The sequence below is a fragment of the Paenirhodobacter hankyongi genome, from assembly GCF_003664585.1.
Lineage (GTDB): Bacteria > Pseudomonadota > Alphaproteobacteria > Rhodobacterales > Rhodobacteraceae > Rhodobacter > Rhodobacter hankyongi.
Map to the genome: position 1 here is coordinate 73258 of NZ_RCHI01000007.1, position 22201 is coordinate 95458.

Below are 22201 nucleotides of genomic sequence, written 5' to 3' on the forward strand. Positions count from 1 at the left end.
CAGCGCACGCTGCTCTCGGCCTTCGTCAACCGTTTCGGCCTAGCTCTGGTCGCGCCCGGTGGTGGGCCGGTGCAGCCCCGGCGGGCGGGCCGGAACAAGGAGGATCCGCAGATGAACATGGCGATTACCGACGGGCTGGCGCTGATGCCGCCGGCCTTCGCGGAGGGGCTCGACGCGTGGTCGAGCGAGAATGGCACCGCGGGCTCGGCAAGCTACGACGGCGCGGTGAACGCGGCGCTGGTGCCGGCGGATGCGGATTTCGGCACCTGCCTCGAGCTGAGCAAGCTGCTGTCGGTGCAGAAGCTGCGCGCGATGGTGCACACCCCGATCGTGCCGGGCTGCTATCTGCGGATCCGCGCGCGGGTGAAGGCGGTCGCGGGCAACCTGCCCTCGGTGCGGATCGCGGGTTATGCGATGAGCGGGTCCGGCCATGTCGCGGGGCTGATCGAGACCGGTCCCGAGGTGGCGCTGCCGACCTATGGCACGGTCGTCACCGTCGAGGCGATCGTCGGCACCGGATCGCGCGGCGGGGTCGACATGCCCTGGGGGCTGGCGCCCGCCTATGGCCATTTCGGGCTCGACCTGACCGGGCTCAACGGCGGCGTGGTGCGGATCGAGGATCTGGTGATCGAGGACATCACCGAGGCCTTCCTGCGCGACATGATGGACTGGGTCGACGTACGCGACTATGGCGCCGCGGGCGACGGGGTGACGAATGACAAGGCGGCCTTCGAGGCGGCCGACGCCGCCGCGGCGGGGCGTTCGATCCTGGTGCCGGAGGGGACCTATTTCATCGGCGGCTCGGTCACCCTCACCGCGCCGATCCGCTTCGTCGGCACCGTCGTCACGCCGACCGAGGCGCGCTTTGCCCTGCGCGGCAGCTTCGACTTCCCGACCTATGCCGCGGCCTTCGGCGACGAGATGACGGGGTTCAAGAAGGCGCTGCAGGCGCTTTTCGGCTATACCGACCACAATGCGCTCGACCTGTGCGGGCGGCGGATCGAGGTGACGGAACCCATCGACGTCAAGGCGCTGTCGCCCGACATCAGCTCGTTCTCGAACCGGCGGGTGCTGCGCAACGGCCAGTTCAACGTCGTCGTGGGGCCGGCCTGGGACGACACCACCGTTACCTCGCAGGCGACCTATTCGACCGCGACGCCGCTGACGCTGACCAATGTCGGCAATATCGCCAATATCCCGGTCGGCGCGCGGGTCAGCGGCGCGGGCGTGGGCCGCGAGGTCTATGTGCGCGCGGTGAATGTCGCGGCGGGCTCGCTGACCCTGTCGCAGCCCTTCTTCGGCGGCTCGGGAACGCACAGCTACACCTTCACCCGCTACAAGTATGTCCTTGATTTCTCAGGGCTTGCGAAACTCGACCGGTTCAACATCGACGACATCGAGTTCCTGTGCAACGGCAAGGCAAGCTGCATCCTGCTGGCCCCCTCGGGCGAGATGTTCCAGATCCGCGACAGCTATGTGGTCAAGCCGAAGGATCGCGCCATCACCTCGATCGGGCATGGCTGTCAGGACCTGCTGGTCGACCGCTGCCAGTTCCTGTCGAACGAGGGGGCGATGGCGGCGACCGAGCGCAGCTCGATCGCGCTCAACGTCAATGCCAATGACAGCAAGATCCGCGAGAGCCGCTTCGTGCGCTTCCGCCACACCATGGTCCTGAACGGCTCGGGCCATCTGATCGTCGGCAACCACTGGTTCCAGGGCGACGACCTCGATGCCGCGCCGCGCCTGCCGGGGCTGATCTTCTGCCAGCCGAACGTGCAATCGGCAGTGACCGGCAATTACATCGACAATTCGACGATCGAATGGACGAACGAATATTCGGCCAACCCCGATTTCGGCGCCGAATATTCCTTCGGTGGGCTGACCGTCAGCGGCAACACCTTCGTCAGTATCGATGCCGCCCCCTGGTTCACCTGGTTCTCGGTCAAGCCCTATGGCAGCGGCCATTTCATCCAGGGGCTGAGCGTCGCGAACAACGTGTTCAAGGCGATCGACGGGGTGGTGACGCGGATCGACGGCGTCGACACCACCTTCGCCGCGCTCGACAACAGCCGGATGCGCAATGTCGTCTTCGAGGCGAACACCTTCAACGGCGTCACCCAGATGACGGTGAACCCGGTCAGCGTGCAGGTCGATCAGGCCAGCGCGCAGGCGGTCTGGACGGTGGCGGCGGGGGCCTATCTGCCCTTTGGGGGCTGGGCGCGCAACGTCGGCGCGCTCGTCGCCGAGGGGCCGATCACCAATGCCGCGGGCGGGCGGATCAACGGCATGCCCTATGTCACGGTCGAGCAGGGGGCGACCAAGCAGCTGGTCACCCTGACCTGGCAGGAGGCGGTGAAGGGGCGGGTGCACATCCGGCTGCGGATGGACAACCCGAACTGAGGCGCCCCTTCAGGGGGGATGCGGGCGCCTTCGGGCGCCCGTTTTCAGGCGAGGTCCTCGGCCGTCAGCCGGAAGGCGCGGCCGAAGCCGCCGTTCAGCGCACCGCCGATCAGGCGGAACTCGACGAAGAAGAAATCGCCGAGGTCGATGTAGATCTTCGCTTTCGGATGATCGGCCAGCCAGCGCGCCCGTGCCTCCGCCCGGCGCGGATCGCCGGCGGCGAGCGGCAGCGCCTCGGCCTGCAGGCTCAGCCGCGGATGGGTGAGCGGATCGCCCTTCGCCCCGGGCTCGCCCACCAGCACCGAGACCCGCGGATCGGCGCGCAGCGCCCGGGCATGGGCCGACAGCCCCGAGACGAGCGTCCACAGCCCGCCCTCGGGGCCCGATCCGAGCGCGATGCGGGTCACTGCCGGAAAGCCCGTTTCCGGGTCGATCACCCCGAGTGCGCCGAAGCGCGCGCCCGAGATCAGGCCGCGGGCGAGGGCGCGGGCCTCGTCATCGGTCGGGCGGATCGGGTCTGCGGGCGGAGCGGCGGGCATATCGGTCATCTGGCTTTCTCTTGACAATCGGTGGTGGCGGACGTCTGCTCGCGCCACATCAAGCGGTATGAAACGATGACAACCAACGCAAGCCTTACGGCGCGAGCGGGGGGTGACCCCCTGATTCCAATGTCCATCACGGCGCTGCGCGAGGGCTATGGCCCGGCGGCACTGCGCGCCGATGCGGTGGCCGGGCTGACGGTGGCGATTGTCGCGCTGCCGCTCTCCATGGCGATCGCCATCGCCTCGGGCGTCGGGCCCGAGCGCGGCCTGTTCACCGCCATCGTCGGTGGCTTCCTCGTGTCGCTCTTCGGCGGCTCGCGCTTCCAGATCGGCGGGCCGGCCGGCGCCTTCATCGTGCTGGTCAATGCCTGCGTGATGCAAACGGGCGTCGAGGGGCTGATGCTGGCCACGTTCCTGTCGGGGATCATGCTGACCGTGCTGGGGCTGCTGCGGCTTGGCTCGACCATCCGCTTCATGCCCTATCCGGTGACGGTGGGCTTCACCTCGGGCATTGGCGTCATCATCTTCGCCAGCCAGATCAAGGACATGATCGGTCTGCGCCTGAGCGGTGCCGAACCCGGCCCGATCGTGCCGAAGGTCGAGGCGCTGTGGGCCGCGCGCGCGACACTCAGCCCCGCGGCGGTCGGCGTGGCGCTGGCGACGGTGGGCGTGATCCTGGCGATCCAGCGCTTCCGTCCGCGCTGGCCGAGCCTGCTTCTGGGCATCGCGCTGGTCACCGCCGCCTCGGCGCTCCTCGGGCTGCCGGTCGAGACCATCGCCTCGAAATTCGGCGGTCTGCCGCGGCTTCTGCCGGCGCCACACCTGCCGCCGCTCAGCGCCGAGGCGGTGAGCGCGGCACTGCCCTGGGCGGCCTCCTTCACCCTTCTGGGCGCCATCGAGTCGCTGCTGTCGGCGATGGTGGCCGACGGCATGTCGGGCACGCTGCACCGCTCGAACATGGAGCTGGTGGCGCAGGGCATCGCCAACATGGGCGCGGCGATCTTCGGCGGTTTCTGCGTCACCGGCACGATCGCGCGCACCGCGACCAACGTGCGCTCGGGCGGGCGCACGCCGATGGCCGGCATGCTGCATGCGCTTTTCGTGCTGGCCTTCATGCTGATCGCGGCGCCGCTTGCGGGCTATATCCCGCTCGCGGCCCTTGCCGGGCTGCTGGGCATCGTCGCCTGGAACATGATCGAGCGGCACGAGTTCGCCGCGCTGACCCGGGTGTCGAAGGGCGATGCGCTGGTGCTTTGGGTGACCTTCCTCGTCGTCGTTTTCCGCGACCTTGCCGAGGGGATCGTGCTCGGCTTCGCGCTTGGCGGGCTGGTCTTCATCCGCCGCATGTCCGAGATGACCGGCCTGCGCGAGGGCGAGCCGGTGGTGCGCGACGCCGACACCCAGAGTGCCGACCTCGTCACCTATCACCTGCACGGGGCGGTGTTCTTCGGTTCGGTCGCGCGGCTTGGCACGGTGCTCGACCGCATCGCGCAGCGGCCGCGGGCGGTGCTGCTCGATGTTTCCGAGGTGACCTTCGTCGATTCGACCGGCGCGCGGATGATCCTGCAACTCGCGCAGAAGCTTTCCTCGCGCGGCGGGGCGCTGGTGATCGTCGGCGCGCGGCCTGCGGTCGAAACTGCGCTGAAGGCACAGGGGCTGACCGAGCCTGCGCTGCGCTATGCCGCCGATGCCGGGGCGGCGGGGGCGCTTCTTGCCCCCTGAGTCGCGGCAGGCGAATCACCTTCGGAACGGGCGTGGCAGGGGACTGCCGCGCCCGTTTGTTTTCTGCGCTGCGGCATGGCGACGCTGCGTTGCGGCTTTTCAGACGTGACGTCAGATCGCGACTCCGTGAACAGACAAGCGGTTGAAACAAAATGTCTATTTCTGGTCACTTTTCGTCACATTTACAAACTTACCGTATGCGCTGTGAAGTAATTTACAGAAAAATTCAATTATCATGAGGGCTTAACGGAAAGGGGCGTTCTGGTTTACAGTGGTCGCGGGTAGAACGCCTGCGGCCTCGGCTGTGGGCAGAGGGTGCGGCCGCAGGGCCGCTCGATTTCCAGGGAGGATTGGCTATGGCCGCTCAGGAACAGGCTGTCGTTGCGCCGGAGATGCGGGACATTCCGCCGGGCTTTGAGAACGCTCACGCGAACACGCAGAAATACCGCGAGATGTATCGCGAATCGGTCGAGAATCCCGATGCCTTCTGGGGCCGCGAGGGCAAACGCCTCGACTGGATGACCCCCTATACCAAGGTCAAGAACACCGATTTCACCTTCGGCAAGGTCTCGATCAAGTGGTTCGAGGATGGCGTTCTGAACGCCTCGGTGAACTGCATCGACCGCCACCTGAAGGATCGCGCGCTGCAGACCGCGATCATCTTCGAGCCCGATGATCCGAACGAACCTGCCGAGCACATCACCTACAAGGAGCTGTCCGAGAAGGTGAACCGGATGGCGAACGTGCTGCTCAGCCAGGGCATCATGCGCGGCGACCGCGTCGTCATCTACCTGCCGATGATCCCGGAAGCGGCCTATGCGATGCTCGCCTGTGCCCGCATCGGCGCGATCCATTCGATCGTCTTCGCCGGCTTCTCGCCCGACGCGCTCGCGAACCGCATCAACGACTGCGGTGCGAAGCTGGTCATCACCGCCGACAGCGCCCCGCGCGGCGGCCGCAAGACCCCGCTCAAGGCCAATACCGACGCGGCGCTGCTGCACTGCTCGGACAAGGTGCGCTGCCTCGTCGTCAAGCGCACCGGCGACCAGATCTCCTGGGTGCAGGGCCGCGACGTCGACCTTCTCTATCTGATGGATCACGTCTCGCCCGACTGCCCGCCGCGGCCGATGAACGCGGAAGATCCGCTCTTCATCCTCTACACCTCGGGCTCGACCGGCAAGCCGAAGGGCGTCGTGCACAGCACCGGCGGCTATCTCGTCTATGCCTCGATGACGCATCAGTACACCTTCGACTATCACGACGGCGACGTGTTCTGGTGCACCGCGGACGTGGGCTGGGTCACCGGCCACAGCTACATCGTCTATGGTCCGCTGGCGAATGGCGCGACCACGGTGATGTTCGAGGGCGTGCCGACCTATCCCGACGCCGGCCGGTTCTGGGCGGTGTGCGAGAAGCACAAGGTCAACCAGTTCTACACCGCGCCGACGGCGATCCGCTCGCTGATGGGGCAGGGCACCGAATGGGTCGACAAGTACGACCTCAGCTCGATCAAGGTCCTGGGCTCGGTCGGCGAGCCGATCAACCCCGAGGCCTGGGTCTGGTATGACCAGCACATCGGCAAGGGCCGCTGCCCCATCGTCGACACCTTCTGGCAGACCGAGACCGGCGGCCACATGCTGACCCCGCTGCCGGGCGCGACGCCGACGAAGCCCGGCTCGGCCACCAACCCGTTCTTCGGGGTGAAGCCGGTGGTTCTGGATCCGCAGACCGCGGTGCGCATCGGCGAGACCGAATGCGAGGGCGTGCTGTGCATCTCGGACAGCTGGCCGGGCCAGATGCGCACCCTCTGGGGCGATCACGAACGCTTCCAGGAGGCCTATTTCGCCCAGTATCGCGGCTATTACTTCACCGGCGACGGCTGCCGGCGCGACAAGGACGGCTATTACTGGATCACCGGCCGCGTCGATGACGTGATCAACGTCTCGGGGCACCGCATGGGCACGGCGGAAGTCGAGTCGGCGCTGGTGGCGCATCCGGCGGTGGCCGAGGCCGCGGTCGTGGGCTACCCGCACGAGCTCAAGGGCCAGGGCATCTACGCCTATGTCACCCTGATGAACGATCAGGAGCCCTCGGACGCGCTGCGCAAGGAGCTCGAGAAGTGGGTCCGCACCGAGATCGGCCCGATCGCCAAGCCCGACCTGATCCAGTGGGCGCCCGGCCTGCCGAAGACCCGCTCGGGCAAGATCATGCGCCGCATCCTGCGCAAGATCGCCGAGAACGACTATGGCAGCCTTGGCGACATCTCGACGCTCGCGGACCCCTCGGTGGTTCAGGAGCTGATCGACAACCGCATGAACCGGGGCTGAGGCATGGCAGAGACCGAAAACACTGTCGAGACCACCGCCGCGGTGCTGATCCTGCTGGGCCCGCCCGGCGCAGGCAAGGGCACGCAGGCGCGGATGCTGGAAGAGCGCTTCGGCCTGGTCCAGCTGTCGACCGGCGATCTGCTGCGCGCCGCCGTCGCCCAGGGCACGCCCGCGGGGCTCGCCGCCAAGGCGGTGATGGAAGCGGGCGGGCTCGTCTCGGACGAGATCGTGCTGGCCATCCTCAAGGACCGCATGGCCGAGCCCGACGTGGCGAAGGGCGTGATCCTTGACGGCTTTCCCCGCACCGCGGGGCAGGCCGAGGCGCTCGATACGCTTCTGGCCGATGCCGGCCAGAAGGTCACCGCAGCGGTGAGCCTCGAGGTCGACGACGAGGCGATGATCGCCCGCGTCGCCGGCCGCTACACCTGCGCAAGCTGTGGCGAGGGCTATCATGACGCCTTCAAGCAGCCCGCGGTGGCCGGGGTCTGTGACAAATGCGGCGGCACGGAGTTCAAGCGCCGGGCCGACGACACTGCCGAAACCGCGCGTGCCCGGCTGCAGGCCTATCACGCGCAGACGGCGCCGCTGATCGCCCATTACCGGGCGCTTGGCGTCCTCGAGGAGATCGACGCGATGGGCTCCATCGACGAGATCGCCGCGGGGCTCGGGTCGATCGTCGAGCGCGTCGCGTGACGAGAGCTGGCGCCTCCGCCTGGACGGAGGCGCCGGGACCACGGCTTCCGCCGGCACTGGACCGGCGGCGGCGCTGATCTGAAACGGTCTGTCAACGATGCGCGAAAGGGGCTTTCGCGTGCAGGATCGGCTTGTCCCGGCGTCGGGGCGGTCGAGGGGGCCTGCATCCCGCGCGCATCGCGTTCATCAAGGAGGAGGGAAACACAATGCAAGACACGATGCTGCAACGCATCGCAAACAGCCCGACCTACAAGGAGTTGCGCAGCAAGCGCCTCCGCTTCGGCTGGATGCTCACCATCCTGGTGCTGGTCGTCTATTACGGCTTCATCACCCTGATCGCCTTCCGCAAGGACATCCTGGCCACGCCGATCGGCGATGGCGTGATGTCCTGGGGCATTCCCGCCGGTTTCGGCGTGATCGTCTTCACCATCGTCGTCACGGCGATCTACGTCTTCCGCGCGAATGGCGAATACGACGAAATGACCGAGCAGGTGAAGCGCGAGGTGCTGAAATGAACCGACTGACCCAGGCCGGCCGGTCCCTCGGCCTCGCCGCCCTCATGCTGATGCCGGGCGCCGTCTTCGCGGCAGGCACCCTCGAGGGCGAGATCAAGCAGCAGCCCACGAACTGGACCGCGATCGGGATGTTCGCCGTCTTCGTGGTGATGACGCTGTTCATCACCAAGTGGGCGGCCGCGAAAACCAAGTCGGCGGCCGATTTCTACACCGCCGGCGGTGGCATCACCGGCTTCCAGAACGGGCTGGCGATCGCCGGTGACTACATGTCGGCGGCCTCCTTCCTCGGGATCTCGGCGGCGGTGATGACCTCGGGCTTCGACGGGCTGATCTATTCGATCGGCTTCCTCGTCGGCTGGCCGATCCTGACCTTCCTGATGGCCGAACGGCTGCGCAACCTCGGCAAGTTCACCTTCGCCGACGTGGCGGCCTTCCGCTTCGCCCAGACCCCGGTGCGCGTCTTCGCCGCGCTCTCGACCCTCGTCGTCGTGGCCTTCTACCTGATCGCGCAGATGGTCGGCGCGGGCCAGCTCATCAAGCTGCTGTTCGGCCTCGACTACCATTATGCCGTGATCATCGTCGGCGCGCTGATGATGGTCTATGTGCTCTTCGGCGGCATGACCGCCACTACCTGGGTGCAGATCATCAAGGCCTGCCTCCTGCTTGGCGGCGCGAGCTTCATGGCCTTCATGGTGATGTCGCACTTCGGCTTCAGCTTCGAGGGCCTGTTCGCGGAATCGGTGAAGGTCAAGTCCGAGCTGGCCGGCGCGGCCGGCAAGACCCCGGAAGAGGCGGCCAAGGCCGGTCTCTCGATCATGGGGCCGGGCAGCTTCGTGAAGGATCCGATCTCGGCGATCAGCTTCGGCATGGCGCTGATGTTCGGCACCGCCGGTCTGCCGCACATCCTGATGCGCTTCTTCACCGTTCCCTCGGCCAAGGAAGCGCGCAAGTCGGTGATGTGGGCGACCGTCTGGATCGGCTACTTCTACCTGCTGACCTTCATCATCGGCTTCGGCGCGATCGTCTTCGTGCTGACCAACCCCGACTTCCTCGAGCTGAAGGACGGCGTGAGCGGTCTCATCGGCGGCAACAACATGGCGGCCGTCCATCTGGCCCATGCGGTCGGCGGCAACATCTTCCTCGGCTTCATCTCGGCCGTGGCCTTCGCCACGATCCTTGCGGTGGTCGCGGGCCTGACGCTCTCGGGCGCCTCGGCGGTGTCGCATGACCTCTATTCGACGGTGTTCAAGAAGGGCAAGGCCGACAGCGCCTCGGAGCTGAAGGTCTCGCGCATCACCACTATCGCGCTCGGCATCGTCGCGGTCATCCTCGGCATCGCCTTCGAGAAGCAGAACATCGCCTTCATGGTGTCCCTGGCCTTCGCGATCGCGGCCTCGGCGAACTTCCCGGTGCTGTTCCTGTCGCTGCTGTGGAAGGGCATGACGACCCGCGGTGCGGTGATCGGCGGTCTGATCGGTCTCGTCTCCTCGGTGACGCTGACCGTGATCTCGCCCTCGGTGTGGGAAGCCACGCTCGGCCATGCCAAGGGCTCGGCGCCGTTCCCCTACACCTCGCCCGCGCTGTTCTCGATGGTGCTTGCCTTCGTCGGCGTCTGGTTCTTCTCGATCACCGACAAGAGCCGCCGCGCGGAAGAGGACAAGGCCGGCTATCTGGCGCAGCAGGTGCGCTCGGAAACCGGCATCGGTGCCGCCGAAGCTTCGGCACACTGATCCCGCCTGCATCCCGGCCTGCCCCTGACGGGGGCAGGCCACCCCGGGGAGGAAAGTCATGGACGCCGAAATCAAGGCCATCACCGCGTTTCTGGAAAGCGTCCATCCCTATGATACCCTGCCGCGTGACGAGCTGGCGTCTGTCGCCGGTTCCTTCCGCCGCATGGTCTTTCGCGCGAATTCGCTGATCTACGTGCATGACGCGCCGATCGGCGGGCTCTACCTGATCAAGCAGGGCGGGGTCGAGATCACCGACGGCAACGGCGCGCTAGTCTCGCTGCTCGGCCCGCGCAACTCGTTCGGCGAGCGCGGGCTGATGCGCGGCGGCATCGCCGTGACCCAGGCCCGCGCGACCGAGGATGCGATCATCCTCGTGCTGCCGGCGCCCACCTTCACCCGGCTGATCCGGACCTATCCGGCCTTCGAACGCTTCTTCAACCGCCGCCGCGGTGATCGGCCCGGGGCGGATCTGGCCACGCAGAAAGTGGCCGACCTGATCGCCCGTCGCCCGCTTGCCTGCGGCCCCGGGGCCACGGTGACCGAGGCTGCGCAGATGATGCGCGACGCGCAGGTCTCCTCGCTCGGCGTCACCGGCGCGGACGGGCAGCTGCTCGGCCTCGTCACCGTGCGCGACCTGTCGAACAAGGTGCTGGCCGAGGGGCGCGACCCGGCGACCCCGGTGAGCGAGGTGATGAGCGCCGATCCGGTCTCGCTGCCGCCCACCGCACTGGGCTCGGACATCCTGCACATCATGCTCGAGCGCCGCATCGGCCATCTGCCGATCACCGAGGAGGGGCGCTTCGTCGGCATGATCACCCAGACCGACCTGACCCGGTTCCAGGCGGTCAGCTCGGCGGTGCTGATCCGCGACGTGGTCTCCTCGGTCACGGTCGAGGAGATGGCGGCGGTGACCGCCCGCATCCCGCAGCTGCTGGTGCAGCTCGTCGGCAGCCACCAAAGCCACGAGGTGGTGACCCGCCTCGTCACGGACATCGCCGATGCCGTCACCCGCCGCCTGCTGGCGATGGCCGAGGCCACGCTCGGCCCGCCGCCGGTGCCCTATCTGTGGCTGGCCTGCGGCAGCCAGGGCCGGCAGGAGCAGACCGGCGTCAGCGATCAGGACAATTGCCTGATCCATGACGACAGCGCGACCGAGGAGGACAGTGCCTATTTCGCCGCCCTTGCGAAGATCGTCTCGGACGGGCTGAACGCCTGCGGCTATGTCTATTGCCCGGGCGAGATGATGGCCACCACCCCGCGCTGGTGCGCGCCGCTGCAGCGCTGGCGCGCCTATTTCCGCAGTTGGCTCGACACCCCAGACCCCGAGGCGCAGATGCTCGCCTCGGTGATGTTCGACCTGCGCCCGATCGGCGGCACGGCCCCGGGCCTGTTCCAGGCGCTGCAGGCCGAGACGCTGGAGCTTGCGGCACAGAACCCGATCTTCATCGCGCATCTGGTGTCGAACAGTCTCAAGCACACGCCGCCGCTCGGAATGCTGCGCGGCATCGCCACCATCCGCTCGGGCGAGCACCGCAACCACATCGACCTCAAGCATAATGGCGTGGTGCCGGTGACCGATCTGGCGCGGGTGCATGCGCTGCGCGGGCGGGTCACGGCGGCCAATACCCGCGCCCGGCTGCTCGGGGCGGAGGCGGCCGGGGTGATCTCGGCCGGCGATGCGCGCGACATGATCGAGGCCTATGACCTGATCGCGACGGTGCGGCTGGAAAATCAGGCCCACCTGATCCGCGCCGGCCGCAAGCCTGACAATTACCTCGCCCCCTCGGACCTGAGCGACCTCGAACGCTCGCATCTGCGCGACGCCTTCGTGGTGGTGCGCACGATGCAATCGGCGATCGCCCATGCCCGGCCGGCGATCGGTTGAGGAGGACGAACCCATGGCGGACGGAGCGCGCAAGCCGCGTGTGCTGATCATCGAGGACGAGGACAATATCGCGCTCGCGCTCGATTTCCTGATGAGCCGCGAGGGGTTCGAGCCGGCCCGTCTCGCCACCGGGGCGGGGGCGATCGAGCGGATCCGGCGCGAGCATCCCGATCTGGTGCTTCTTGACGTGATGCTGCCCGATGTCTCGGGCTACGAGATCTGTCAGGAGGTGCGGGCCGACGCGGATCTCGCCGATGTCCGGATCCTGCTGATGACGGCGCGGGGATCGGCCCTTGAGCGGCGCAAGGGGCTTGCGCTCGGGGCCGATGGATTCATCGCAAAGCCATTTGAAATCAATGAGCTGCGCGTCGAAGTTCAGAGGCTTCTCGGGGCGGGGGACGGGGGATGACGCTGTCCCGGCTCAGTCTGCGGCTGCGGGTCTTCCTGTTCTTTGCGGCGCTCGCGGCCGGGGGGCTCGCGGCGCTTGCCATCGGTGGCGGCGTCGCGCTGCGCGGGCTGTCCGATCCTGCCGCGGCCGCGGCGATCATCCGCGGCGGGGCGGTGGCGGCGGCCGTCCTCGTCGCGCTGCTCGTGCTGGTCGGCGCGCTCTTCGACCGCCACCTTGCCCGCCCGATCGAGCGCCTTGCGGGCGGCATCCGCGCCCGCACCGATGCCGAGATTGTCGCCGGGATCGATGCCGGCGCGGGGCGCTATCTCGGCGATCTCGCCCCCGCCGCGGCCGCGGTCACCGCCCGCCTCGCCGAGACCCGCTCGGCGCTGGCCGAGGCGGTGCAGCGCGAGACGACGCGGCTTGCGCAGGAAAAGGACCGGCTCGAGGCGCTTCTGTCCGACGTGCCGGTGGGGGTGCTCCTGTGCACGGCGGATCATCAGCTGGTCTTCTACAACGGCCAGGCGGTCGATCTGCTGGGCGGGGCCCATGCGCCGGGGCTCGACCGGCGCGTCTTCGATTATCTCGACGGCGCGCCGCTCGCCCATGCCCGCGAGCGGCTGCTGGCGACCGAGGACCCGGATGCGGCCTCGGACCTGCTCTGCGCGACGGTCGCCGACGGGCGGGTGCTGGCGGCGCGGATGCGGCTCCTGGCCGAGTCGGCGGATCACAGCCGCGCGGGCTATGTGCTGACGCTGCGCGATGTCTCGGCCGACCTGGCTGCGCATGCCCGGCGCGAGCAGCTGATCGACGAGCTCTTCGACCGCGTCCGCCGCCCCGCAGCCGCGGTGCAATCGCTGATCGGCCTGCTGGCCGAGGAGGCCGGTCCGACCGGGGCCGAGCGCGACCGGGTGCGGCTTGCGGCGCTCGAGGCTGCGGGCACGCTCGGCCGGGCGATCCACGCGCTTTCGGCGCGCCACGAGGCGAGCCGTGCCGACTGGTGGCCGCTCGCGCTTGTGCGCGCCTCGGACCTGGGCGAGGCGGTGCGGGTGCGGGTCGCGGCGGCCGGTGGCACGCTGCTGCCGGTCGCGGCGCCGCTTCTGCTGCGCTGCGAGGGGTTCGAGATGGTGGCGCTGCTCGCCGATCTGGCCGCCCATCTCTCCGACCGCGACGCGCTGCGGCTCGAGATCACCGAGGAGGGCGCGGGGGCGCTGGTCGCGCTCGAATGGGCGGGCGCGCCGGTCTCGGTGAGCGCGCTCGAGGCCTGGCTCGAGGCCCCGCTGCACGGTGTGGCCGAGGTCACCGGGAGGCGGGTGCTGGCGACGCATGCAAGCGAGATCTGGCCCGAGCGGCTGCCCGACGGCCGGGCGCGGCTGTGCCTGCCGCTGCGCGAGGCGCGCCGGGCGCTTGCCCGCCCCGTGCCGGTGCCGCGCAAGGTGGTCTATGATTTCGACCTGCTCACCCGTGCACGCGAGGCCGAGGTGGCGCAGACCCCGCTTGATGCGCTGACCTGCGTCGTCTTCGACACCGAGACGACCGGCCTCCTGCCGGCCGAGGGCGACGAGATCGTGCAGATCGCCGCGGTGCGGATCCTCAACGGCCGCCGGGTCGAGGGCGAGGTCTTCGACACGCTGGTGAACCCGGGCCGCCCGATCCCGGCCGCCTCGACCGCGGTGCATGGCATCACCGATGCGATGGTGGCCGACGCGCCCCCGGTCGCCGAGGTGCTGCGCCGCTTCCACCGCTTTGCCGAGGGCGCGGTTCTGGTCGCCCACAACGCCCCTTTCGACATGGACTTCCTGCGCCGCAAGGAATTCGTCGCGGGGCGGCTGTTCGACCATCCGGTGCTGGACACGGTGCTGCTTTCGGCGGTGGTGTTCGGCGCGCATGAGCCGCACAGTCTCGATGCGCTGACCCATCGGCTCGGCATCACCATCCCCGAGGAGGCGCGCCACACCGCGCTTGGCGACACGGTGGCGACGGCGGAGGCCTTTCTCAAGCTCTTGCCGGCGCTGAAGGCGCGCGGGCTCGTCACCTTCGGCGAGGTGGTGGCCGAGGTGCGCAAGCACGGCCGGCTGCTGCGCGACCTGAACGGCTGAGGGGCGCTGCCCCTCTTTCCCTGCGGGAAATTCACCCCGAGGTATTTGGGCCAAGATGAAAGCAGGGGCCGTGGCGCTTGCGTTTTTTCCGGGTGCAGATCCTCCGGGGGAGGCCGCAAGGCCGGGGGGCAGCGCCCCCCGCGCGCTCACAGGATGTCGAGCACCGCTTCCGGCGGGCGCCCGATCCGCGCGGCGCGGTCGGTGAGGACAAGCGGGCGTTCGATCAGCCGCGGATGGGCGGCGAGCGCGTCGAGGATCTCGGCCTCGGGCGCGGCCTTCGTCAGCCCGGCGGGCACATCGGCCTCTTTCCAGCGCAGAAGATCCGCCGCCGGGCGGCCGAGTTTTGCCAGTGCCGCGGCGAGTTCCGCGCGGGAGGGCGCGTCTTCGAGATAGAGCCGCACCGCGGGCGCAAACCCGCGGGCCAGCAGCAGAGCGAGCGTCTCGCGCGATTTCGAGCAGCGCGGGTTGTGCCAGATCGTCAGAGCCATGCGCCCCTCCCGGTGCCGACCGCCTCGGCGACCGAGGCGAAGCCGTCGCGGGCCAGAAGTGCGTCGAGGCCGCGGGCGATCTCGGGCACGAGCGACAGCCCGGCATAGACCATCGCCGAATAGACCTGCACCGCGCTCGCGCCGGCGCGGATCTTCTCGTAGGCCTGTTCGGCCGAGCCGATGCCGCCGACGCCGACGAGCGGCAGCCGGCCTTGCGTCAGCTGCGACAGGCGGGCGAGCACGCGGGTCGATTTCTCGAAGAGCGGCGCGCCCGACAGCCCGCCCGGCGCATCGGCCTGCGGGCTTGTCAGCCCCTCGCGCGACAGCGTCGTGTTCGTCGCGATGATGCCGTCGATGCCGGAAGTGAGCGCCACCTCGGCGATTTCCTCGAGCTCGGCGGGGGTAAGATCGGGGGCGATCTTCAGGAAGACGGGGATGCGGCGCTCGAGCTCGCCCCGCGCCGCGACGACGCCTTTCAGAAGGGCGCCCAGCGCCTCCTTGCCCTGCAGCTCGCGCAGCTTCTCGGTGTTGGGCGAGCTCACGTTCACCGTGGCGAAGTCGAGATGCGGGCCCGCGGTGCGCAGCACGGTGGCGAAATCGGCGGCGCGGTCGGCGCTGTCCTTGTTCGCGCCGAGGTTGAGGCCCACCGGAATCCCCGCCGGGCGCGCGGCGAGGCGGGCGGCGATCGCCTCCATCCCCTCGTTGTTGAAGCCGAAGCGGTTGATGACGGCGCGGTCCTCGGTCAGCCGCCACAGCCGGGGCTTGGGGTTGCCGGGCTGCGGGCGCGGGGTGGCGGCGCCGACCTCGAGAAAGCCGAAGCCCGCGCGCATCAGCTGCGGCAGGGCGACGGCGTTCTTGTCGAAGCCCGCGGCCAGCCCCACCGGATTGGGCAGTTTCAGCCCGGCGAGATCGGTGGCAAGTCGGGCGCAGTGCACCGGGCCCGGCAGCGGTGCCAGCCCCGCGCGCAGCGCCATCAGCGACAGCCCATGCGCGGTTTCCGGATCGAAGCGGTGCATCAGCGCAAGGCCCGTGCGTTCGACGAAATTCACAGCAGCACCTCGGGGAAGATATGGCCGGAGACGCCGAGCGGCAGGGAGGTGTCCCAGGCGACATCGGCAAGGGTGAGCGGGCGATAGAGATGCGGGAAGAGCGCGCCGCCGCGCGAGGGCTCCCATTTCAGCGCCGTGCCGAGCGGCTCGGCCGCGACCGCCACGAGGACGAGGTCGCTCTCCGTGGCGAAATGTTTCGCGGCGGTCTCGACGACCTGGGCGGAGGTCGAGAAATGGATGAACCCGTCGGCAAGGTCGACGGGGGCACCGGCGGTCTCGCCCGCGGCGCGGAAGGCATCCCATTCGGGGCGGCGGAAGATCTTGTAAATCAGCATGTCCTCTCATGCCCTCGGGCCGCGGGCCGGTCAATCCCGCGCAGCGCCGCAGGCCGGACTGTCACGCGGCTGTCAGCTGGCCAAAACAGGCTGATCCGCGTCAACGGCTTTGACTCGCAGGACCGTGTGACGCCACAGTAACGCCCATGTGACATTGTCCCGGAGGTTTTCATGAACGCCCGTCTTCTTGCCACGGTCGCCGCGCTTGCGCTCAGCGCGGGCACCGCGCAGGCCGAGTATACGCTGCACATCCTGCACACCAACGACCTGCACAGCCGCATCGAATCGATCAACAAATACGATTCCACCTGCAGCACCGAGGAGGAGGGCGAGGGCAAGTGCTTTGGCGGCATCGCACGGGTGGCGGCGAAGGTGGCCGAGATGCGCGCCGAGCTCGCCGGTCAGAACGTGCTGCTTCTCGATGCGGGCGACCAGTTCCAGGGCTCGCTGTTCTACACCACCTACAAGGGCAAGGACACGGCCGGGTTCATGAACGCGATCGGCTATCAGGCGATGGCAGTCGGCAACCACGAATTCGACGACGGCCCGGCGCAGCTGGCGGCTTTCACCGGCAGCATCGGGTTTCCGATGGTGTCGGGCAATCTCGATCTCAGCCGCTCGGACGAGCTGAAGGGCAAGATCCACAAGACGCTGGTGCTCGATGTCGGCGGCGAGAAGGTGGGGATCGTCTCGGCGCTGGCCGTCGACACGCCCGAGACCTCCTCGCCCGGGCCGAACGTGATCTTCCACGACGAGGCCGAGAGCCTGAAGGCGGATGTCGCGGCCCTTGAAGCCGAGGGGGTGACGAAGATCGTGGCGCTGACCCACACCGGCTTCGTCAAGGACAAGGCGCTCGCGGCCGCGGTGCCCGGCATCGACGCGATCGTCGGCGGCCACAGCCACACGCTCTTTGGCCCGGGCGGCGAGGCCTATCCGACGATGGTCGGCAATGTGCCGGTGGTCTCGGCCTATGCCTATTCGAAATATCTGGGCCATCTGGTGCTGACCTTCGACGACGCGGGCACCCTGACCGCCGCCTCGGGCGAGCCGATCCTGCTCGATGCTTCGGTGGTGCCCGATCCGAAGGTCGCGGCCGAGGTGGCCGAGATGGCCAAGCCCCTCGAGGAAGTGCGCGCCAAGGTGGTGGCCGAGGCCGCGGCCGAGATCGACGGCAGCCGTGACAGCTGCCGGGTGAAGGAATGCGAGATGGGCGACCTGATCGCCGAGGCGATGCTCGACCGGGTGAGGGATCAGGGCGTGACGATCGCGATCCAGAACGGCGGCGGCGTGCGCGCCTCGATCGACGCCGGGCCGGTGACGATGGGCGAGGTGCTGACCGTGCTGCCGTTCCAGAACACGCTGTCGACCTTCGAGGCGAAGGGATCGACGATCCGCGCGGCGCTGGAAAACGGGCTGAGCCAGGTCGAGGAGGGGGCGGGCCGCTTCCCGCAGGTCGCCGGGCTGAAATACACGTGGAGTGCCGAGAAGCCCGCGGGCAGCCGGCTGCTGTCGGTCGAGGTCGCGCAGGACGGGGGCTGGGTGCCGCTTGATCCCGAGACGGTCTATGGCGTGGTGACGAACAACTATGTCCGCAACGGCGGCGACGGGTTCAAGATGTTCGCGGCCGAGGGCATGAAGGCCTATGACTTCGGCCCGGATCTGGCCGATGTGACGGCGGAATATCTTGCGAAAGTCGGCCCTTACACGCCGAAGCTCGACGGGCGCATCACGCAGGAATGAGCCTGCGCACGCCGGAAGACGGGGGCCTCGGCCCCCTTTTTTTCTTGCGCGGCGGGGGCGTGCGGGCAAACCTGTGGCCCTGGAGGGATGCGATGACACGAGCGAAGACCTGCCTGACCACATCTTGCCGGAAGGCCTGTGCATGGCTGCGCTGACCCCGCCCGCGGCTCTGCGCGCGATGTTCGATGCGGCCGTGGCCGCGGCCGATCCGATGCGGGTGATCGCCGCCGCGCTGCCGCCGCGCCCGGGCGGGCGGGTGGTGGTGGTCGGTGCCGGCAAGGCCTCGGCGCGGATGGCCGAGGCGGTCGAGGCCGCCTGGGGCCCCTGCGAGGGGCTGGTCATCACCCGCTATGGCTATGGCCGGCCCTGCCGCGGCATCGAGATCGTCGAGGCGGCGCATCCGGTGCCCGACGCGGCGGGCGTCGCGGCGACGCGGCGGATGCTCGATCTGCTGGTCTCTCTGGGCGAGGGGGATTTCGTGCTGGCGCTGATCTCGGGCGGCGGCTCGGCGCTGCTGTGCGCGCCGGTGCCGGGGCTGACGCTGGCCGAGAAGCAGGCGGTGACGGCGGCGCTGCTGGCCTCGGGGGCGCCGATCGACCGGATCAACACCCTGCGCAAGCATCTGAGTGCGGTGAAGGGCGGGCAGCTCGCGGCCGCCGCCTGGCCCGCGCGGATGCTGGCGCTGGTGATTTCCGACGTGCCGGGCGACGACCTTGCCTTCATCGCCTCGGGGCCGACGGTGGGCGATGGCTCGACCGTCGAGGACGCCCGGGCGGTGCTGGCGCGCTATGGCATCGCGGTGCCAGAGGCGGTGCGCGCGGCGCTCTCGAAGGGCTCGGGGGTGCTCGCGCCGGGGGATGTGCGGTTGGCGCGCACCGAAACCCGGATCGTCGCGGCGCCGTCGCAGTCGCTTGCCGCCGCGGCGGAGGTCGCGCGGGCGGCGGGCTGCGCGGTGCGGATGCTCGGCGACGCGATCGAGGGCGAGGCGGCGGTGCAGGGCGCGGCGCAGGCGGCGCTGGCACGCCAGATCGCGGCGGCACGGCAGCCCGGCGACCCGCCGGTGGTGCTGCTCTCGGGCGGCGAATGCACGGTGACGCTGGCTGGCGCCGAGGGGCGCGGCGGGCCGAATGCGGAATTCGCGCTGGCGGCGTTGCTGGCGCTGGACGGCGCGCCGGGGATCTGGGCGATCGCCTGCGACACCGATGGCGTCGATGGCGCGGACGAGGTGGCGGGGGCGCTGATCGGGCCGGCGACGCAGGCCGAGGCGGCGGCGCGGGGGCTCGATGCGCGCGCGGCGCTTGCCCGCCACGATGCGCATGGCTTCTTCGGCGCGGCGGGGGCGCAGGTGGTGACCGGGCCGACGCTGACCAATGTCAACGATTTCCGCGCCGTGCTGATCGCCTGATCAGGGGGCGGTGACCGTCACCGGGGTGTCGAGGATCACCTCCTCGAGGTTCGCCGTGGTGCCGATCCGGTCGATCACCGCGAAAAGCCCGGGCTCGGCCAGCGGCGTCAGCACCCCGTGCCAGGTGCCGCGGCGGAAGTTGATCGCCTGCGCGCCCGAGGTGACGAAGGCGCGCGGCTGACCGGGGCGGCCGCCCACATCGGGGGCGACGATGACGAGGAACGGGTCCGCCGTCATCGGCACGAAGGCCTGGCTGCCCTCGGGGTGGCGCTCGAGCAGATCGAACGTATAGGGCAGGGCGCGCGGGATCGCCTTGAAGATCGAGATCCCCGGGCGGCCACCGGTCTCGGTGTCGAAATCGAGTGTCGCGCGGTCGTGGAAGCGGCCGCACATGCCGGCGTTGATGATCCGGTCGGGGGCGCCTTCGGCCTCCAGCACCTCGCCGAAGGGGGCGAAGGCCTCGGCGGTGAGGGGTTCGGTCATGATCTGCATGTCGGGCTCCGGTCCGGGCCGCCGGGGGCGTCGCGCCCCCGGACCCCCGCGAGGTATTTCGGGCAAGATGAAAGCGGGAACGAGGCCGATGGGCCCCGGCCCGGTCAGCGCGAAAACGGGCCGCGCAGCCGCGCGTGGCGGTTCACGTCCTTGTAGAGCAGGTAGCGGAACGGGCCGGGCCCCGCGGCATAGCAGGCCTGCGGGCAATAGGCGCGCAGCCACATGAAATCGCCCGCCTCGACCTCGACCCAGTCCTGGTTCAGCTTGTAGACCGCCTTCCCCTCGAGCACGTAGAGCCCGTGCTCCATGACATGGGTTTCCTCGAAGGGGATGAGCCCGCCGGGCTGGAAGGTGACGACGTTCACGTGCATGTCGTGGCGCAGGTCGGTCGGGTCGACGAAGCGGGTGGTGGCCCAGCGGCCCTGGGTGTCGGGCATCGCCACCGGGGCGATCTCGCGCTCGTTCGTCACGAAGGCCTCGGGCGCGGGCAGGCCGGGCGCGCGCTCGTAGAGCTTGCGGATCCAGTGGAAGCGCAGCGGATGGTCGGCGCCGTTCTTCACCCGCCACTCGGTGCCGGGCGGGATATAGGCATAGCCGCCCGCGGCGAGTTCGTATTCCTGCCCGTCGAGCGAGAGCCACATCTCGCCCTCGGTGACGAAGAGGACATGCTCGGCGCCGGGGTCGGCATCGGGCGCGTCCGAGCCGCCATCGGCGCCGACCTCCATCACATATTGGCTGAAGGTCTCGGAAAAGCCCGACATCGGCCGGGCGATGAGCCACAGCCGGGTGTCGGTCCAGCCCGGAAGATAGCTGGTGACGATGTCGGAGAAACAGCCTTTCGGGATCACCGCATAGGCCTCGGTGAAGATCGCGCGGCCGGTCATCAGCGCGCTTTGCGGCGGCAGGCCGCCTTTCGGGGCGTAATAACCGGTCACGGCAGCAACTCCTTCAGGCGCAGGGTGGCGATGCGTTCGACCTGACGGCAGGCCTCGGCGAATTCGGTCTCGGCATCATGGGCGAGGCGGCTTTCGAAGGCGGCGAGGATGCCGTCCTTCGTGTGGTCGCGCACGGCGATGATGAAGGGGAAGCCGAATTTCGCGGTATAGGCGGTGTTCAGCGCCTCGAAGCGGGCGCGCTCGGCGTCGGTCAGCGCGTCGAGCCCGGCCGAGGCCTGTTCGGCGGTGCTTTCGGCGGTGAGCCGCTTCGCCTGCGCAAGCTTGCCGGCGAGGTCCGGGTGGGCCTGCAGCACGCCGAGACGCTCGGCGGGAGTGGCGGTGCGGAACACCCGGGCGAGCGCATGCGCCAGCCCCACCGCGCTGTCATGCGCCGGGCCGAGTTCGAGCTCATAGGCGCGCTCGGCGATCCAGGGGCTGTGCTCGAAGATGCCGCCCCAGGCGGCGACGAAGCGGGCGCGGTCCATCTGCGAGGGGCGCTCGATGCGGTGATGCGGGTGGACGGCGGCCCAGTGCCGGGCGATGTCGCCGCGGCGGGCGAACCACACGCCCTCGTGCGCCTTGGCGTAATCGAGGAAGCGCTTCAGCCCGGCCATCTTGCCCGGGCGCCCGATCAGCCGGTTGTGCAGCCCGATCGAGAACATCTTGGCGCGGCCCTCGAGCCCCTCGGCATAGAGCGTGTCGAAGCTGTCCTTCAGATACTGGAAGAACATCTCGCCCTCGATCCAGCCCGGCGAGGTGGCGAAACGCATGTCGTTCGCCTCAAGCGTGTAGGGAATCACCAGCTGGTCGCGGTCGCCCACTTCGAGCCAATAGGGCAGGTCGTCGTCATAGGTGTCCGAGATCCAGTCGAAGCCGCCTTCCTCGGCGGTCAGGCGCACGGTGTTGGCCGAGCAGCGTCCGGTGTACCAGCCGCGCGGCCGCTCGCCCACCACCTCGGTGTGGAGCCGGATCGCCTCGGCGATCTGCCGGCGCTCCTCGGCCTCGGGCATGTCCTTGTGCTCGACCCATTTCAGCCCGTGCGAGGCAATCTCCCAGCCGGCGTCCTGCATCGCGGCAAGCTGTTCGGGGTTGCGCGCAAGCGCCGTCGCGACGCCATAGATCGTCACCGGGATCTGCATCGCGGTGAACAGCCGGTGCAGCCGCCAGAACCCGGCACGGGCGCCGTATTCATAGATCGATTCCATGTTCCAGTGGCGCTGCCCGGGCCACATCGCGGCGCCGGCGACGTCCGACAGGAACGCTTCCGACGCGGCATCGCCGTGCAGGATGCAGTTCTCGCCGCCTTCTTCGTAGTTCAGCACCAGCGAGATCGCGACGCGCGCGCCGCCGGGCCATTGCGCATCGGGTGGATTGGGGCCGTAGCCGCGCATGTCGCGGGGATAGCGGATCATCTGAGCCTCCGGGAATTTTTCGGGCGCGATCAAAGGACGATTGC

At 69.0% G+C, this 22201-nt stretch carries 18 protein-coding genes; 11 read left to right on the plus strand and 7 right to left on the minus strand.

The annotated features are described in order from the left end of the window. Window positions 1–111: 111 nt before the first annotated feature. Complete coding sequence (locus tag DYS74_RS09245) at window positions 112–2400, plus strand: glycosyl hydrolase family 28-related protein (protein ID WP_121533107.1); 2289 nt, start codon at window positions 112–114, stop codon at window positions 2398–2400. A gap of 44 nt (window positions 2401–2444) precedes the next feature. On the opposite strand, the gene DYS74_RS09250 is transcribed toward DYS74_RS09245, so the two are convergent. Next, window positions 2445–2948: a HugZ family pyridoxamine 5'-phosphate oxidase gene (locus DYS74_RS09250; protein ID WP_394342951.1), complete on the minus strand. Its 504-nt coding sequence runs from the start codon at window positions 2946–2948 to the stop codon at window positions 2445–2447. Window positions 2949–3068: 120 nt separating this feature from the next. On the opposite strand from DYS74_RS09250, the gene DYS74_RS09255 reads away from it, so the two are divergent. From DYS74_RS09255 to DYS74_RS09290, 8 genes are all read left to right on the plus strand, one after another. Continuing rightward, window positions 3069–4664, plus strand: a complete 1596-nt coding sequence (locus DYS74_RS09255) for a SulP family inorganic anion transporter (RefSeq protein WP_220668838.1) — start codon at window positions 3069–3071, stop codon at window positions 4662–4664. A 392-nt stretch (window positions 4665–5056) separates the two neighbouring features. Beyond that, window positions 5057–6991, plus strand: coding sequence for an acetate--CoA ligase (gene acs / locus DYS74_RS09260; RefSeq protein WP_245965252.1), 1935 nt, complete (start codon window positions 5057–5059; stop codon window positions 6989–6991). Between the two features lie 3 nt (window positions 6992–6994). Then, a complete protein-coding gene (locus DYS74_RS09265) occupies window positions 6995–7684 on the plus strand; it encodes an adenylate kinase (RefSeq protein WP_121533113.1) in 690 nt (229 codons plus the stop codon). 206 nt (window positions 7685–7890) lie between these two features. Next, a complete protein-coding gene (locus DYS74_RS09270) occupies window positions 7891–8199 on the plus strand; it encodes a DUF485 domain-containing protein (protein ID WP_121533115.1) in 309 nt (102 codons plus the stop codon). Then, window positions 8196–9929, plus strand: coding sequence for a cation acetate symporter (locus tag DYS74_RS09275; protein WP_121533117.1), 1734 nt, complete (start codon window positions 8196–8198; stop codon window positions 9927–9929). Before DYS74_RS09270 ends, DYS74_RS09275 begins: the two co-directional genes overlap by 4 nt. A 58-nt stretch (window positions 9930–9987) precedes the next feature. After that, the gene (locus DYS74_RS09280) at window positions 9988–11814 is read left to right on the plus strand and encodes a DUF294 nucleotidyltransferase-like domain-containing protein (protein ID WP_121533119.1); all 1827 of its coding nucleotides are present in this window, start codon (window positions 9988–9990) and stop codon (window positions 11812–11814) included. 13 nt (window positions 11815–11827) lie between these two features. Beyond that, the gene (locus tag DYS74_RS09285) at window positions 11828–12223 is read left to right on the plus strand and encodes a response regulator transcription factor (protein ID WP_121533121.1); all 396 of its coding nucleotides are present in this window, start codon (window positions 11828–11830) and stop codon (window positions 12221–12223) included. Continuing rightward, the gene (locus DYS74_RS09290; RefSeq protein WP_121533123.1) at window positions 12220–14301 is read left to right on the plus strand and encodes a 3'-5' exonuclease; all 2082 of its coding nucleotides are present in this window, start codon (window positions 12220–12222) and stop codon (window positions 14299–14301) included. The genes DYS74_RS09285 and DYS74_RS09290 overlap by 4 nt, the downstream gene beginning before the upstream one ends. Window positions 14302–14447: 146 nt before the next feature. Here the strand turns inward: DYS74_RS09290 and arsC are convergent, their stop codons facing one another. From arsC to DYS74_RS09305, 3 genes are read right to left on the minus strand one after another with little or no spacing between them, the layout of a single operon-like run. Then, window positions 14448–14789 carry an arsenate reductase (glutaredoxin) gene (gene arsC, locus DYS74_RS09295; RefSeq protein ID WP_121533125.1) on the minus strand — a complete coding sequence of 114 codons (342 nt, stop codon included), beginning with the start codon at window positions 14787–14789 and terminating at the stop codon, window positions 14448–14450. Continuing rightward, window positions 14780–15838, minus strand: a complete 1059-nt coding sequence (locus DYS74_RS09300) for a quinone-dependent dihydroorotate dehydrogenase (protein WP_121533127.1) — start codon at window positions 15836–15838, stop codon at window positions 14780–14782. The genes arsC and DYS74_RS09300 overlap by 10 nt, the downstream gene beginning before the upstream one ends. Continuing rightward, window positions 15835–16173 carry a DUF952 domain-containing protein gene (locus tag DYS74_RS09305; RefSeq protein WP_121533129.1) on the minus strand — a complete coding sequence of 113 codons (339 nt, stop codon included), beginning with the start codon at window positions 16171–16173 and terminating at the stop codon, window positions 15835–15837. Before DYS74_RS09305 ends, DYS74_RS09300 begins: the two co-directional genes overlap by 4 nt. Before the next feature lie 171 nt (window positions 16174–16344). Between DYS74_RS09305 and DYS74_RS09310 the strand changes: the two genes are divergently transcribed. Further along, on the plus strand, window positions 16345–17913 hold the full coding sequence (locus DYS74_RS09310) for a bifunctional metallophosphatase/5'-nucleotidase (RefSeq protein ID WP_121533131.1): 1569 nt from the start codon (window positions 16345–16347) through the stop codon (window positions 17911–17913). Window positions 17914–18055: 142 nt separating this feature from the next. Further along, a complete protein-coding gene (locus tag DYS74_RS09315) occupies window positions 18056–19318 on the plus strand; it encodes a glycerate kinase type-2 family protein (RefSeq protein ID WP_121533133.1) in 1263 nt (420 codons plus the stop codon). Here the strand turns inward: DYS74_RS09315 and DYS74_RS09320 are convergent, their stop codons facing one another. The 3 genes from DYS74_RS09320 to puuE all read right to left on the minus strand — a co-directional run bounded on the left by DYS74_RS09320 (window position 19319) and on the right by puuE (window position 22157). Next, window positions 19319–19810 (minus strand): ureidoglycolate lyase, encoded by a 492-nt coding sequence (locus DYS74_RS09320; RefSeq protein WP_121533135.1) that lies wholly within the window; start codon window positions 19808–19810, stop codon window positions 19319–19321. Between the two features lie 104 nt (window positions 19811–19914). After that, window positions 19915–20745 carry a bifunctional allantoicase/(S)-ureidoglycine aminohydrolase gene (locus tag DYS74_RS09325; RefSeq protein WP_121533136.1) on the minus strand — a complete coding sequence of 277 codons (831 nt, stop codon included), beginning with the start codon at window positions 20743–20745 and terminating at the stop codon, window positions 19915–19917. After that, entirely contained in the window at window positions 20742–22157 is a 1416-nt protein-coding gene (gene puuE, locus DYS74_RS09330; RefSeq protein ID WP_121533138.1) for an allantoinase PuuE, read from the minus strand. The genes DYS74_RS09325 and puuE overlap by 4 nt, the downstream gene beginning before the upstream one ends. Window positions 22158–22201: the final 44 nt, after the last annotated feature.